11 protein-coding genes are annotated in these 14,379 nt (G+C 66.7%); 2 read left to right on the top strand and 9 right to left on the bottom strand.

Annotated elements, in window-relative coordinates; all coding sequences use genetic code 11:
- Nucleotides 1-8 precede the first annotated feature (8 nt).
- From IPF36_RS27530 to IPF36_RS27515, 4 genes are all read right to left on the bottom strand, one after another.
- The gene (locus IPF36_RS27530) at nucleotides 9-554 is read right to left on the bottom strand and encodes a hypothetical protein (protein WP_133095296.1); all 546 of its coding nucleotides are present in this window, start codon (nucleotides 552-554) and stop codon (nucleotides 9-11) included.
- 28 nt (nucleotides 555-582) lie between these two features.
- Nucleotides 583-1,407 carry a DUF2092 domain-containing protein gene (locus IPF36_RS27525; protein WP_135703737.1) on the bottom strand — a complete coding sequence of 275 codons (825 nt, stop codon included), beginning with the start codon at nucleotides 1,405-1,407 and terminating at the stop codon, nucleotides 583-585.
- A 386-nt stretch (nucleotides 1,408-1,793) separates the two neighbouring features.
- Entirely contained in the window at nucleotides 1,794-2,249 is a 456-nt protein-coding gene (locus IPF36_RS27520; RefSeq protein ID WP_133095298.1) for a carboxymuconolactone decarboxylase family protein, read from the bottom strand.
- A gap of 9 nt (nucleotides 2,250-2,258) precedes the next feature.
- Nucleotides 2,259-2,675 carry a cupin domain-containing protein gene (locus IPF36_RS27515; protein ID WP_133095299.1) on the bottom strand — a complete coding sequence of 139 codons (417 nt, stop codon included), beginning with the start codon at nucleotides 2,673-2,675 and terminating at the stop codon, nucleotides 2,259-2,261.
- 87 nt (nucleotides 2,676-2,762) lie between these two features.
- Between IPF36_RS27515 and IPF36_RS27510 the strand changes: the two genes are divergently transcribed.
- The gene (locus IPF36_RS27510) at nucleotides 2,763-4,178 is read left to right on the top strand and encodes a PLP-dependent aminotransferase family protein (RefSeq protein ID WP_135703735.1); all 1,416 of its coding nucleotides are present in this window, start codon (nucleotides 2,763-2,765) and stop codon (nucleotides 4,176-4,178) included.
- 160 nt (nucleotides 4,179-4,338) lie between these two features.
- Here the strand turns inward: IPF36_RS27510 and IPF36_RS27505 are convergent, their stop codons facing one another.
- Together IPF36_RS27505 and IPF36_RS27500 are read right to left on the bottom strand one after the other, a co-directional pair.
- Nucleotides 4,339-5,829, bottom strand: a complete 1,491-nt coding sequence (locus tag IPF36_RS27505; RefSeq protein ID WP_135703734.1) for an HDOD domain-containing protein — start codon at nucleotides 5,827-5,829, stop codon at nucleotides 4,339-4,341.
- A 9-nt stretch (nucleotides 5,830-5,838) separates the two neighbouring features.
- The gene (locus tag IPF36_RS27500) at nucleotides 5,839-7,674 is read right to left on the bottom strand and encodes a bifunctional diguanylate cyclase/phosphodiesterase (protein WP_255519917.1); all 1,836 of its coding nucleotides are present in this window, start codon (nucleotides 7,672-7,674) and stop codon (nucleotides 5,839-5,841) included.
- A 302-nt stretch (nucleotides 7,675-7,976) separates the two neighbouring features.
- Between IPF36_RS27500 and IPF36_RS27495 the strand changes: the two genes are divergently transcribed.
- Nucleotides 7,977-9,383 carry a 3-deoxy-D-arabino-heptulosonate 7-phosphate synthase gene (locus tag IPF36_RS27495; RefSeq protein WP_195431487.1) on the top strand — a complete coding sequence of 469 codons (1,407 nt, stop codon included), beginning with the start codon at nucleotides 7,977-7,979 and terminating at the stop codon, nucleotides 9,381-9,383.
- Between the two features lie 24 nt (nucleotides 9,384-9,407).
- Here IPF36_RS27495 and IPF36_RS27490 read toward each other — a convergent pair whose 3' ends face one another.
- Genes IPF36_RS27490 through IPF36_RS27480 form a run of 3 tightly spaced genes read right to left on the bottom strand, consistent with a single transcriptional unit; the run spans nucleotide 9,408 to nucleotide 14,111 of the window.
- Complete coding sequence (locus IPF36_RS27490) at nucleotides 9,408-11,774, bottom strand: DNA polymerase II (protein ID WP_195431486.1); 2,367 nt, start codon at nucleotides 11,772-11,774, stop codon at nucleotides 9,408-9,410.
- Nucleotides 11,775-11,819: 45 nt separating this feature from the next.
- Nucleotides 11,820-12,866, bottom strand: a complete 1,047-nt coding sequence (locus IPF36_RS27485) for a hypothetical protein (RefSeq protein WP_135703731.1) — start codon at nucleotides 12,864-12,866, stop codon at nucleotides 11,820-11,822.
- Nucleotides 12,867-12,923: 57 nt separating this feature from the next.
- Entirely contained in the window at nucleotides 12,924-14,111 is a 1,188-nt protein-coding gene (locus IPF36_RS27480) for a monovalent cation:proton antiporter-2 (CPA2) family protein (RefSeq protein WP_133095305.1), read from the bottom strand.
- Nucleotides 14,112-14,379 lie beyond the last annotated feature (268 nt).

Genomic DNA, 14,379 nt, shown 5'->3' with positions numbered 1-14,379 from the left:
GCCTGTCGTCAGTACGGCGGATTGACCACGACGTACTGCGCGCCCTGCGGCATGTACCAGGTACTGCCGCACTGCTGGTAGACCATGCCGCCGTAGTTGACCGGCACGCAGCTCGGCGGGACCGAGCGCACCATGGAACCCACCACCGCCGACGTCACGGCGACAGTGGCCGTGACCGCAGCGGCCGTCGCCACCGGGTGGTAATCGTTGTCCCAGCCGCAGCAGCCGCCATGACTGTCGACGTTCACGTTGACGTTACGGCTCGTATTGACGTTGACGTTGCGGTTGGCGTTGACGTTGTTGACGCTGGTGTTGCGGACGTTGTTGGTGCGCGCGTCGGCACGCTGGTTGTTCACCTGTCGCGCTTCGCGGTTGGCGCCGCCGGCAGCGGCGCGCTGGCCGCCGGCAGCGTGTCCACCGCCCGCGGCAGGTCCGCCACCGCCGCCATGCCCGCCGCCACCGCGGGCGGCCTCGGCCACCGGTGTCCAGCCGGAGGCCACCAGCACGAGCGCGGCCGAGCACACTGCGAGCGGCTTTGCGAATGTGTAGGTCATGGCAATGCTCCTTTTGTCCATGGTCCCGTTACCGGGTGGCCTTCAGTGGAACGAACTCCGCCTTCCTGGCGTCCTTGGGCGGCGTGAAGGCGAACGCCGAATTGCCGAACTTCGGATTGAGGTTCCACTTGTACAGCGTGACCGATTGCGGCCTGGCCTCGTCGGCCCGGTTGGTGATGACGAGCTTGCGCGGCAGCGGACGGTTGCCGCTGGCGATCCATATCTGCCAGTCGAGCTGCCCCTGGCGGAAGGCATAGTGGTCGCACAACTCGCCGCCGATGATGTCCTGGCCGGCGTTCATCGCCGATTCCATGTTGTCCAGCGGCGCCGCGGGCGTGCCCCACAGGAACAGGTCGGCCGACGGAATCTCCACGCCGAAGCGTTCGCGCAGCCGCTGCGCCAGCACGCCCAGGTTGTCGCTGAAGTTGACCTGCGAGTACGACTTCTGCGCGGGCGAATACAGCGTGACCTGCTTGCCGTCATAGATCAGGTCGCGCTGCGAGCGCGCGCTGCGCATCAGCGCGCGCAGCCGGTCCGGCCGCTGCACATCCAGGTCCGCCATGGCGGTGTGCTGCAGTTTCTGGCCGTCCTGCAGCACCCGTTCACCAGACAGGTCGATAAAGACCTCGAACTGGCGCAGGGATTGCAGGTACTTGCCCATGTCGTTGAGCGCCTGGATCGCTGCAGGGTCGACTGCGTTCGGCTGGGGTTGCGCCTGTGCCTGCACGTTACCGGCCGGTCCCGCGGCGGATGCGGCCGATGACGCGGGCGTTGCGGGTGGCGGCGCGGGCGGCGTACTGCTGCAGGCCGCCAGCGCGATGACAAGCAGGGTCAGGGCCGGTATGCGTGCCATGGTGAACTCCCAATTGACTGGACAATCGCCCGGCCGCATGCGGCTTCAGGCCGGAGATGGAGATGCTGGGGAATCTTCTATGACGGAAGGTGGGAAGTGAAGTGAATCTTTTTGTGGGAGCGGTAAGCCGTGTTGTAGTGGGGGTGCAGTGGGTCGTACCGGCGGGCGGATGGAAGCCGAGCCAGACCGGAATGCCGTGCAAGTCATTTCGGATTCACCCCAGGAACGAGGAGGCGGTCAAGAAAAGCGAAATTCTTGTGTGCCGGGGCTGTTGCTGCTGACCAAGAAGTCGCCGAAGGAACTACTGGCCGCAATCAGGAAAAACGCGCCAGAACAGGCGCGTTTTCTCTCAACCGGCTCCGCTCGATACAGAGGGACGACAGGCCTCAGTCTTGCGCAGCCAGCGCGGAATCCGGTGCGCGGCGAAAGCTGATGGCAAGCCGGTTATAGGCATTCATCAGGCTGATCGCCATCGTGAGGTCAGCGAGTTCTTTCTCGCTGAACACCGCGGCCGCGGCCTTGAAGTCCTCCTCGGGCACATGTGTGTCCGCCACCAGCGTGACCGACTCAGCCCATGCGAGTGCGGCCTTCTCGCGGTCGCTGAACAACGGCCCTGCTTCATGCCAGGCTTGCACGAGCGCGAGCTTTGCAGGGGTGATGCCCTTCTTGATCAGGTCACGGGTATGCATGTCGAGGCAATAAGCGCACCCGTTGATCTGGCTCACGCGCAGATAGACCAGTTCGACGAGCACGTCTTCAAGGCCCGATTGCATGACATAGCCGTACACGCCGCCAAATGCCTTGACACCGCCCGGCGATGCTTTGGTGTAATCCAGTCTCATTTCAAACTCCTAGTTGTCGTTGATCGTCAGTTCCTTGTCGGCCGAGTCGACCACGAACACGGCCAGCAGCTTTGCCGGCTTTGTCTTGCTCGCGTTGCGGCTCACCGGATGGCGGGAGCCAGGCTCCTCGAAGAAGCTCTCCCCCGCCTTGTACACACGTTCCGGTTCGTCATTCACCTTGCTCGCGATGCTGCCCGAAACGACGTATGCATAGATGAACGACGATTTGGCATGGCTATGCGGCAGCGAAGCGCCACCGGGCGGATAGAAAACCTCCACGGCAATGAGCGACTTGCCTGGGATATTGGGAATCTCTTTCGAGAAGTTGGGCTTGACCGTGTCGCCCGCGCCGTGGGCCGAAGCGACCCCGGTAAAGGCCATGCCCGTAGCCGCCACCAGCGAGAGAAGAAAGCGTTGCAGTTTCATGTTTGGCTCCTTGGAGGCTAGAATCATGCGCTCCACCTGGTTCACAAAAAAGAACCAAAAACGCAATTTCTGAATGCACCAGAAGCGATGACGAAGATCCTGGCGCTGAAGCTGGACCGTGCGTCCAGGACTTCACTGGCGGAACAGATACGGCTGGGTATCACCGCTGCCATCGAGAGTGGCGTACTCGTTCCGGGCGCCAGATTGCCTTCGTGGATGGACCTCGCTGCCCAGCTTGGAGTGGCTCGAGGCACCGTCAAGACAGCGTACGAGCGGCTGACCGATGCGCAACTGGTGGTCTCGTCGCGCGCCGGCGGGACCAGGGTTTCCGACCATACCGCGGTCGCAAGGCCTGTCGCGGAACAGGCGCGCTCGGTCGAGTCGGATCTGCGCTCGGAGCTGTACCAGCACTTCCTGCCCGGTCCCGCGGTCTTTCAGATGGGCGTGCCGGCATCGGATTGCTTCCCTGCCACCTTGTTCGCGCGGCTGCGATCGCGTGCGGCACGTGACGAGGTGGAGGCGCCGGCGGCCTACCCGGATCCGCGCGGCGAGCATGAACTCCGGCGAGAAATCGCCGCACACCTGGCCTTGTCGCGAGGTATTGAATGTCAGCTCTCGCAGATCTTCATTACCACAGGCTTTTCGGGGGCGCTCGGTGTAACGCTGCGGGTGATTCAGGCCGAGGGCCGAAAAGCCTGGGTCGAGAACCCCGGATTTATGCCCAGTCGCAGGGCCATGTCACTTTCCCGGCTCACGACCGTTCCCGTTCCTGTGGACGAAGATGGCATCGACGTCAGCTATGGCGAAGAGCATGCACCGGATGCCGCGGTGGCCCTGGTCACCGCAGGGCAACAGGCGCCTCTGGGCCCGACACTGTCGCTCGGTCGTCGCGTGCAACTGCTCGAATGGGCAAGCCGCGCGGGTGCCTGGATCATCGAGGACGACTACCTTGGCGAACTCCAGCTCAGGCGCCGGGCGGCTCCCGCACTGGCATCGCAGGATCGGGCGGGACGGGTCATCCATATCGGGTCTTTCAGCAAGACGCTCAGCCCGACGCTGCGGCTCGGCTTCGTCGTCGTGCCGCCCGGCCTGGTATCGCGCTTCGATGAAGTCGTCGCCTGCCTTGCTTCCGCGCCCGGGCCGGCGGTGCAGATGGCGACGGCCGAGTTTATGCGCGATGGGCACTATATGCGGCATCTGCGTCGTATGAAACGCATTTACGCAGCCCGCAGCGATGCGCTTCTGGCGGCGCTCAGTGCCAGGGGATTCCAGGCCTATCCGGCAGGCCTTGCCGTAGTGGTGAGGCTGCCGGACGGCGCCGACGACAAGAGGATCGCCCGGGAAGCCTATGCCTACGGGCTGGCGCCCGCACCGTTATCGGGCTGGTACTGCTCTGCCTCCACGCAGCGGTCTGGCCTGCTTCTTGGTGTCGCGACAGCGATTGAACACCAGGTCCCGGCCGCCTGCGATCGCTTGCAACACCTGATCCGCAAGTTTTCGTAGGGCAAGGGCACTGGACCCGGCGCCGCGGCCTGGCCGCCTGGCTGGCGTGGCGGCTGCATTCCGTCTATGGCACGCCGTGGGGCGACGCCGCCTGGAACGGGCTGTTCCATGCCATTTCCCGCGTGAGCGCGGCGCCGCCAGCCGCGCCTGCCCTGCCCGCCTATCGCGCCGGCGCCGACCGCAGGAAGCCGGCCGAAATCTCCGCCGCCAGCTGGACGATCGCGTCGGCCTCCTCCGCGCTCAGCGCACCGGTGAAGCGCGCGTCGCCCCAGTCGCCGCAGATCAGGGCCACGCAGCGATTGCGCACCCGCACCGGGATCAGCAGCAGCGCGCGGGCATCGGGCATGGCTTCGCGATACCAGCGCGGCACGCGGTGCGCGGCCTCCCTGTCAAAGGTGTCCTCGATCAGCAAAGGCCGGTCCGCCAGCGTGGCGAAGTGGAACACGTCCGGAACGAAGCCCTCTTCGAAGGACAGCTGGTCGAGCTTCTCGCGCATGCCCTCGCCAAAGCCGAGCCGCGCGCCGAAGCGCCTGGCCGATGGGTTGAGCAGCATCAGGAAGCAGCGCGAGAAGTTCAGCGCGCGCATTGCCGACTCCAGCGCAAAGGGCGCCAGCTCGGCAATGGACATCGCCCCGCCCTCCTGCCGGACTTCCGCGACGGCGCGCTGCAGCCTGGCCAGCGCATCGGCGGGCTTGCTGCCTTGCTGGCCGGCGTCGTCGCCGGCCTGGCTGGCGGCGTCCGTGGCTGCCATCGAGGTCGTCAGCGCCCTGGCCTGTGCCAGCGCCTGCCCGAGATGCGCCGGCTCCAGGCCGAGCCGTTGCGCCGCGGCCAACAACGGATTGGCGGCCTGCAGCGGACTGTCGGCGCGTAGGGAACTGTTGGCCCGAACAGGGCTTTCGGCCAATGGATCATCCTGCCCCGCCAGGATCGAAGCGGCCGCCTGCGACGACAGCCGGGCAACGGCGCCCAGCCAGCCGGCATGCGTCTCCGGCATGGCGCCTTCCGGTAACGGGGGCGCGCTCATGGCGCCGGCGATCAGCGGGGGTAGGCGCCATTTGACGGCAGCCGCCCGGGCGATCTCGCCCAGCGACACGCCCAGGACTTCGCGGCAGGCATCGTCCTCGCCGATCTGCTCGCCGGCCTCGCACACGGCGGCAATGCGGTCCCACGCCTCCGGCACATACAGGACCAGCAGCAGCCGGCTCACATGGTGCATCAGCGTGCAGACCACGGCCTCTTCCCCGTCGGCGATGCCGCGCGCTTCGGCCAGTGTCCGGGTGAATTCCGCCGCCACCATGGCCTGCTTGAGCGCTTGCGCGGCCCGTGGCCGGTTTTCCGGCATGGTCTGGAAAAAGTCGAGCACGCGCACGCCCAGCGTCAGGTGGATGACCGTATCCACCCCCAGCACCATGATCGCGCGCGAAACGGTGGTGACCTCGCCGCCGAACGACCGGTACATGGCGGAATTGGACAGCCGGATGATCTTCTGCGACAGGCTGAAGTCCGACAGGATGCTGCTGGCCATTTCGCCGACGTTCCGCTCCGCATCGAGCGAACTGAAGACATGATCGATGCAATACTGCAGCGTCGGGAAATCGCCCTGCTCGGCGAGCCTGGCCCATAGCTGGTCGAGGAATGCCTGCTTATCCATGGCCATGCCTCACCGCGGCAGCAAGGTCGGGGCGTCCAGGCGCCACCTGCCCGCGGCGAAAGCCGCCTCGAGGTCGGCGGGACTCATCGCGCGCCCATAGTGCCAGCCTTGCGCCATCTCGCAGCCCTGCGCGGCCAGCAACTCGCGCTGGCATGCCGTCTCGACGCCTTCGGCGATTGCCGCCAGCCCAAGCTCGCGCGCCAGCGAGAGCACCGCATAGACGATGGTCTGCGCGTGCGGCGAGTCGGCCATGTCGGCGACGAAGCTGCGGTCGATCTTCAGTGCCGACAACGGAAACCGGCGCAGATACGACAGGCTGGAGTAGCCGGTGCCGAAATCGTCCACGGCAAAGCGGATGCCCAGCGCCCGCAATTCGGTCAGCACGCTGCCCGCCGCTTCGGGATCGATCATCAGCGCGCCTTCGGTAATTTCCAGCACCAGCCGGCCGGCGCTGACACCGGTATCGCGGATCGCGCTGCGCACCTGGTCGGCGAAGCCGGGATGGCTGAACTGTACCGGCGACACGTTGACCGACACGTAGCCGACCTGCGCACCCTTCGCATCCCACATGGCAAGCTGGGCGCAGGCGCAACGCAGCACCCAGGCGCCGAGATGATGGATCAGGCCGTTGTTTTCCGCGACCGGCACGAAAACCTCGGGAGACACGGCGCGGCCGGCCCGCTCCCATCGCATCAGCGCCTCGACCGCGCACAGGTTGCTGCCGTCGAGGCTGACGATGGGCTGGTACTGCAGCGACAATTCGCCGTGATGCACGGCCTCGAACAGGTCTTGCTCGATGCGGAACTGCTCGTTCAGCTTCTCGTCGAACTCCGGCGAATAGCGGAAACAGCGATTGCCGCCCAGCGCCTTCGCCTCGTACATGGCCCGGTCGGCGCGTCGCAGCAACTCGGCGTCGGAATCCTCGCCGCCGGTGGCGAAGGCCAGCCCGATGCTGGTGGTGACGCGGATCTGGCGCGCCGATAGCTGGAAGGGCTGCCGGCAAATCCGCATGACCTGGTCCAGGATGTCTGCGGCGGCCTCGTCGGTTGCGATGTCTTCCAGCAGCAGGACGAATTCATCGCCGCCCAGCCGCGCCACGGTGTCCGTCCCGCGCAGCACGCCGCGCAAACGGGCCGCCATTTCCTTCAGCAAGGCATCGCCGGCGCCATGCCCGAGGGAATCGTTGATCTTCTTGAACCCGTCCAGGTCCATCAGCGCGACAGCGAGCCGGTGTCCCGCCGGATGCTGCCCGGCCAGGTACTGTTCAATCCGGCCGCGAATGAGGTCGCGGTTGCCGATCCCGGTCAACGGATCGATCTGCGACTGTTCCGTCAGCTGCTGCAGCTTCTGCGTCCACGCCGTGACATCGGTCCCGAACAGCAGCAGCGACGCCTGCCCCGCCTCGTCGGTGTCGCGGCGGATCCGCATATCGAAATAGCGGCTTCCCGCCGAGGCATCCGTGAACCGGACGGTGGTCCGGCGGGCCTGGCCATCCAGCAGGCAGGCCTGCCACAGCGCGGCGGTGCGTTCGTATTCTCCCAGGGGAAGAATGTCGCGCATGGCCGCACGGGCCAGGTACTCGTACGGAACGCCCAGCAGCGCCCCCGACGCACGGGTGGCGTGCAGGATCTGGCCGGTCGCGCTGACATGCAGGGCCAGTCCTTCCGACGCTTCCAGCAAGGCCCAACCGTGCCGCCCGGCGGGGGATGGCGGCGCGCGATCCGCCTCGTCGTCGCGGGCCCATTCCGCTTCGTCATTCGCCAGGACGGCGTCATACGTGAATGCGTGCATACGGTGAATCGACCCGCCCTGCCCGGCCACGCTGTCGCCGGGAATCGTTGTCATGCCGGGACCTTGACGACAGGGCGCGTCAAGCCTGTCGGTACCCCGCACGGTATTTTGTGAAGGCCCGATTCTATTACGGCGCAAGGCGAATAAGGAAGCACACGAGCCGGGCTGTGGAAACGCCGCGACGCCCATGCGGCCAGCGGCGCTCGCGGCCGGATTGCCGGCAACGCGCCGTATGCCGAAAAACCGGATCTAACGTACAGTGAGCCGTCCCGGCGATGGACAAACCGTTGTGGATTGCCGAGACTTGACCAGGTCCGCGTGCGTCGCCCTTGATTACCCCTGTGCCGTCCTCTGCCATGCCACCGTTGCCCGCACCTTCCCTACTCGATGCAACGCTTCGCACCGTCGCGCGCCGCTACCGCCTGCCGGCCAGTGCCGCTGCAATTTCCGGACTGCAGTCACCCAGCCCGGCCACCACGCTCGCGCTCGCGATCGAACAGGCGCGCGCCACCGTGGCACGAGGCGAAGCACCCGCCGCGGCACTGAAGGAACGCTTCATCGACGCGCTCGCGCAACTGATCCGCGAAGCGCTGTGCGCGGATGCGGGCGACCCGGTGTTCCTGGCCATGGTCATGCGGCACCGGGCGCCGCACGTGCGCGAGTACGCCTCGCTGTCCGCCGGCGCCGACCAGGACCGCCGCGAAATCCGGGCCGCCGTCAATGCGATCGCCCATCCGGGCCGGCAGCAACGCCTCGTGCCAGGTCCGTGGCGCGAGGCATTGGCCCGGCTCCACGCCTGCGCCGCCGCGTCATCGTGGTCCGCGCTGCACGATGCCGTGCGCAGCCTGGCCGATCTGCCGGAGATCGCGAACGGGGCCCCGGGCCTCGCCAGGCTGCTCGACAGTCCCGCGCTGAAGCGCTTGCAGCGTCTTGATGCGCTGGCGTCCGATGACCAGGTGCGCCAGTACCAGCTGCTGTGGGAACGGCATGGCCCCCGCTCCGGCAGCGCCGGCGCCAGTGCGCAAGGCGTCGCCGCCCGCCAGCGTGGCGCTGCCACCGAAGCACAGACCGCACAGGCACTGGAGGCACTGGCGCGGCAACTCAATGAGGCCGAGCGAGCGAGCGCGTCATACCGCGTCGTGACCTCGATGCGCGTACCGGCTTCGATCCCCGCCGAGCATGAACGCGCCAAGACCGAATGGGATGCGGTCCTGCTCAGGCAGCTGCCGCCGATCGAGGAAATACCGGTTTGGGAGATCTGCCTGCTCGCGGAGGCCAAGGCCTCCGTCGATGCCGCCACTACCGACCTGCCCAAGCTGCTGCGCGGCTTGCGCTTGCTGGCGCATGCCGACAAGGACGCGGTCTATGCGTTCGAGACGCGGCAAGGAACGGTACGCCTCCATGGTGCCTCGCTGAGCGCGCTGCGCGCCGACGCGGCCGGCGTTGCCGGCACGGTGCTGTATTGCTGCGATGCGCCAGCCGAAGCCGGACCGCGCCTGCTCGGCGCCGCCAGCCGGATGCAGCTGCTGTCGGCGCACGCCAGCCTTGAATTCGCCAGCGCGCTGGCGCTCGCGCAAACGGCGCAAACCTCGGATACCGCGGATACCGCGGATATGGCCGTACTTGAGCCGGTCTGGCACCAGCTATTGGAATCGCCCCGCTGGCACAGCGTGCTCAACCAGTATCCCACGCTGTGGCAAGTGCGCGAACTGATGGTCCATCCTGATGACCTGATGGCCGCGATAAACAGTATCCGCGACTGACGTGCCCGGGGCGGCAACGCTGCCCTACTGCGCAAACAACGTCATCTGCCCCGTCAGCAGCCGCTCGAAATCATCGTCCAGGAACGGCAGGATCGCGTCGGCAATCGGCTGCAGCTGCTTGCCGACGTAGTGGTCGTAGTCAATCGGGGCCGAACGGCACTCGAGCGGCTCCGGCCCTGCCATGGTCATCACATAGCTGATCCAGCCGCCCTGCTGGTACTGGCGCGGGCGCCCGTGGCGCTGGTTGTAATCATCGGCGATGCGGGCGGCCCGCACGTGCGGCGGCACGTTGCGCTGGTACTCCTCCAGCTTGCGCCGCAGCCGCTTGCGATAGACCAGCTGCGCGTCGAGCTCCCCCGCCAGCGTGCGGCGCACGATGTCGCGCACATAGTCCTGGTACGGCTCGCGGTTGAAGACCTTTTCATAAAGCGTCTGCTGGAACTGCTGCGCGAGCGGCGACCAGTCGGTGCGCACCGTCTCGAGCCCCTTGAACACCATCTCGACCGTGCCGTCTGGCCGCTCCACCTGGCCGGCGTAGCGCTTCTTGCTGCCAAGGTCGGTGCCGCGGATGGTCGGCATCAGGAAGCGGCGGAAGTGGGTCTCGAACTGCAGTTCAAGCGCGCTTTCCAGGCCATAGGTCTGCCACAGGTGGTCGCGCCACCAGTCGTTGACGTAGGCCACCAGGCTGCGGCCGATCTGCTGCGCATCGGCTTCGGTGCGCGCGCGGCGCAGCCACACGAACGTGGAATCGGTGTCGCCATAGATCACCTCGTAGCCGCGTGCCTCGACCAGCGCGCGCGTCTGCCGCATGATCTCGTGCCCGCGCATGGTGATCGACGAGGCCAGTCGCGGATCGAAGAAACGGCACCCGCTTGACCCCAGCACGCCGTAGAACGCATTCATGATGATCTTGAGCGCCTGCGCCAGCGGCTTGTTGCGGTCGCGCTTGGCCGCCTCGCGTCCCTGCCAGACCCGCGCGACGATCGCCGGCAGGCAGTGCTTCGTGCGCGAGAAGCGGGCGCCGCGAAAGCCGGGCACCGAGTCGGCATCGTCCGGATGCGCCAGTCCCTCGACCAGGCCGATGGGATCGATCAGAAAGGTGCGGATGATCGACGGATAGAGGCTCTTGTAGTCCAGCACCAGCACCGATTCATAGAGTCCGGGGCGCGAATCCATGACGAAGCCGCCGGGGCTTGCCTCCGGCGCCAGCTCGCCGAGGTTGGGCGCGACATAGCCCTGGCGGTGCATCAGCGGCATGTAGAGATGCGTGAAGGCCGCCACCGAACCGCCACTGCGGTCCGCCGCCAGCCCCGTGACCGTGGCGCGCTCCAGCAGGAACGACAACAGCTCCGTCTTTTCGAAGATGCGCGTCACCAGCTCGCAATCGCGCAGGTTATAGCGCGCCAGCGCCGGCTTGTCCTGCTCGAACATGCGGTCGATGGCATCCATGCGGTCGTACGGATTGTCGATCGCCTTACCCTCGCCGAGCAGGGCCTGCGCCACCGATTCCAGGCTGAACGACGGGAAGCTCCACGTGGCCGACCGCAGCGCCTCGATGCCATCGATGATCAGCCGGCCCGGCGGGCTGGCGAAATAGTGCTGCTGCGCGTTGTGCTCGCGCCATTCCATCTCCGCGCCGCCGCGGCCGAGGCGCAGCGGTAGCTGGAACCGCCGCGCATGCTCGACCAGCACGCGCAGGTCGAACTGGACCAGGTTCCAGCCGATGATCGCGTCGGGGTCGTGCCGGGCCAGCCACTGGTTCAGCTTCTCCAGCAACTCTGGCCGTGTCGCGCAGTATTCAAGGGAGAAATCGGCAGCGGCCGGCTCCTGCGGCGCAGCGCCCAGCATGTAGACCTCGCGCTGGCCGCAGCCTTCGAGCGCAATCGAATAAAGCTCGCCAAATGCATTGGTTTCGATATCGAGCGACACCAGCCGCAGCGTGGGCCGGTAGTCCGCCGCGGGTTTCAGCTGGGCGCTGCACAGCACGCCGTCGCTGTCCGGTTCGCCCTCGAACCAAACCGGCGCCGTGATGAAGCGCTCCATCAGGTAGCGCTCGGGCGGGCGGATATCGGCTTCATAAACGTCGATGCCGGCGTCGCGCAGCGAACGGCCGAGCTGGATCAGTTGCCGGTGCTGCTGGCAATACAGGCCCATGACCGTCCTGCCCCGAAAGTCCTGCAGCTTCAGCGGGCGCAACTCGACCTCGCGCTCGCGGCGTAGCAGCGCCTCGGCACGTTCGCGCTGTGCCTCGGGGATGAATGCGATCGACGGCTGATACGGCAGGCGCAGCCGGCGCGGCCCCTCGTCGGTGGCCAGCCAGACCTCGACCTCGGTGCCGGCCGGGGTATCGCGCCAATGCCGGGTAAGGATGAAACCCTGCTGGAGTGCCACGCTTAGGCCTTCTGTGATGAAACCATGATCGAGGCGATTTTAGCGTCACAGCATGCGCGCAGCCTCATCGAGCAGCTGCATCGGCGACAGCATCCCGGCGCGGGCCACGCACACCAGCGAGAAAGTGCGAACCAGCGGCGGATTCCCCGGAACCCGCGCGGTCATCAACTGGAGGTCCGCGCCGGGCCCGGCACTGCCCGGCGGCACGACGATGTTCATGGGGCTCAGCCGCACCGCCTCCCGCTCCACCACGAAGCTGGCTTCGGCATGCGTCAGCACGTCGACCAGCGCCTGCAGCTGCCTGTCCGGCATGCCGGCCCGGCCGCCCGGTGCGTCAGGCGCTTCAGTTTCACTAAGGGCGGCGAGCGCGGCCTCGTTCTGTGCCACCTGCTCGCGCAGCCGCTCCGACTCGTCGGCTTGCGTGTCGGCGCTTTCGCCAAGCACGCTGCGCATGCCGACGCCCTGCTTCTCCAGCAGGTGCAGCCGCGTGGTCAGCAACGCCTGTTCGCGCTCGATGCGGTCGCGGCGGGTCGTGCCGCCGGCGACCTCGGCCAGTGCCTGCAGCGCGAACTGGTCCAGCATGCGGCAGGCGATTTCCTCGCGCAGCGCCGCTTCGGTCGCTGCGCAGATCCTGACCCGGTGATCGACGAAGCTGACCGTGGTCTGGGGCACCTCCGTGCGCATCACATCGCCTTCCAGCGCCACGCCCAGCGTGCGGCGTTCCTGCTTTTCCATCCCGAGCACGCAATAGGCCTCGGTGGCGGACGCCGAGCCGCTGAAATAGTCGCGCAGGTCCGATGACCGGCTGAATACCGGCATGACGTCCTGGGCCGTGGCAAAGAAGGCATGGATGTACGGATCGCTGTTCCAGGTGGCTTCGCTTGCTGGCGAAGCCGGCGGCAAACCCGCCACGACATCGCGCACGTACCGGTCTGCGATGGCCAGCGCCGGGGCAAGCCGCTTGCGATAGCCGCCGACCAGCCGCACGTAAGGACAGAGCCGGGTCACGCGCTCCGCCAGCGCGGCGCGCTCCGCATCGCGCGCTCCGTCAGAATGCTTGCCGCGACGGCGCAGCCAGTTGAGGACAGTCATCGCATGGCACCTCCATGGCGCGATCGGTTGGCTTGCGGCGCAGGCAAGCCCGGCAGGCTACTGGCCATCCGCTTCGGCCTGCCGCGGTGCCGCGCGAGTGCGCGGCAGCTTGCGGTGGGCGAGCAACAGCAGCGGTGTCGTCGCCATCGACAGCGCCACGACGACCGTGACGACGGAGAGCTGCTCGGCATCGATCAGGTTCGCCGCCTGCGCGGCGCCCATCACGACAAAGGCGAACTCACCGCCCTGCGACAGCAGGATGGCGAAGTAGACGCGATGCTGGCGCGGCATGCCGATCTGGTTCGCCAGGTACATCAGCGCGAGGAACTTGCCCACTACCAGCGCGACTACCAGCACCGCCACCAGGAGGGGCCTGTTGGCCAGCACCGAGAAATCGATCGACATGCCGACTGCGATAAAGAACAGGCCGAGCAGGATGCCCTTGAACGGGGCCATGTCCGATTCGATCTCGTGGCGGCATTCGGACCCGGCCAGCAACAGGCCGGCCAGGAAGGCGCCAAGCGACATCGACAGGTGGACCACATGCATCAGCAGCGCGATGCCGATGACCCACGCCAACGCAAAGATGGTAAAGATCTCGCGGGTGCCGCTGCGCTGGATCATGCGCAACACGTACTTGAGCACGAAGCGCCCAACGAGGACGACCGCCGCGATCATGGCCAGCGCCTTTGCCGCCGAAACCCACCCGCCCGACATGCCGTCGCCCGCCGCAACCGGCGCAAGCAGTGGTAACAGCGCGATCATCGGGATCGCGGCGATGTCCTGGAACAGCAGGATGCCGAAGCTGGATTGCCCGACCGGCGCCTCCATCAGCCGGTTCTGCTCCAGGATCGCGATCACCATCGCCGTGGAAGACAGCGACAGCGCGAAGCCGGCCGCCACGCCCACGCGCCACTGCACGCCGAAGACAATGAAGATTACCGCCAGCAGCGCCGCGCACAGCGCAACCTGGATCCCGCCGTAGCCGAAGATGGAGCGGCGCATTGCCCACAGCTTCTCGAAGTCCATTTCAATGCCGATGATGAACATCATCAGCACGATGCCCAGCTCGGACACGTCCAGGATCGAGTTGACGTCCGTGACCAGCCTCAGCCCCCAGGGGCCGATCACCGCGCCCGCAACCAGGTAGCCCAGCACGGAGCCAAAGCCGAAGCGCACCGACAGCGGCACGGCGATCAGCGCCGCGGCGAGGAAGATTACCGCGTCAACCAGCAGTTGTTCCACATTCCCCTCCCGAGGAGATGACGGGGCGATAGCCCGCGTCGTTTCGTGGTTCCCCGCTGCAAGTCGGGCACAGGCCGACCTTTGCGCGAGGTAACGGCTTGGATACGTATTACATCATCCACGGCGAAGTATAGGCCGGACGGCGCCCGCCGGATCGGCGTTCCGCTATGCGCCCGGCGCCACACGCGGCTGTCCTGGCCGGTGTCACCGCTCAGTCCAGCCGGTCGAACAAGGGCTGAACCAATGCAAAGAGGGCGACCCACCGGAT

The organism is Cupriavidus sp. IK-TO18, from assembly GCF_015549295.1.
Lineage (GTDB): Bacteria > Pseudomonadota > Gammaproteobacteria > Burkholderiales > Burkholderiaceae > Cupriavidus > Cupriavidus oxalaticus_A.
Note: the sequence above shows the minus strand (reverse complement) of the source record. Positions and strands in the feature narration are given on the sequence as shown.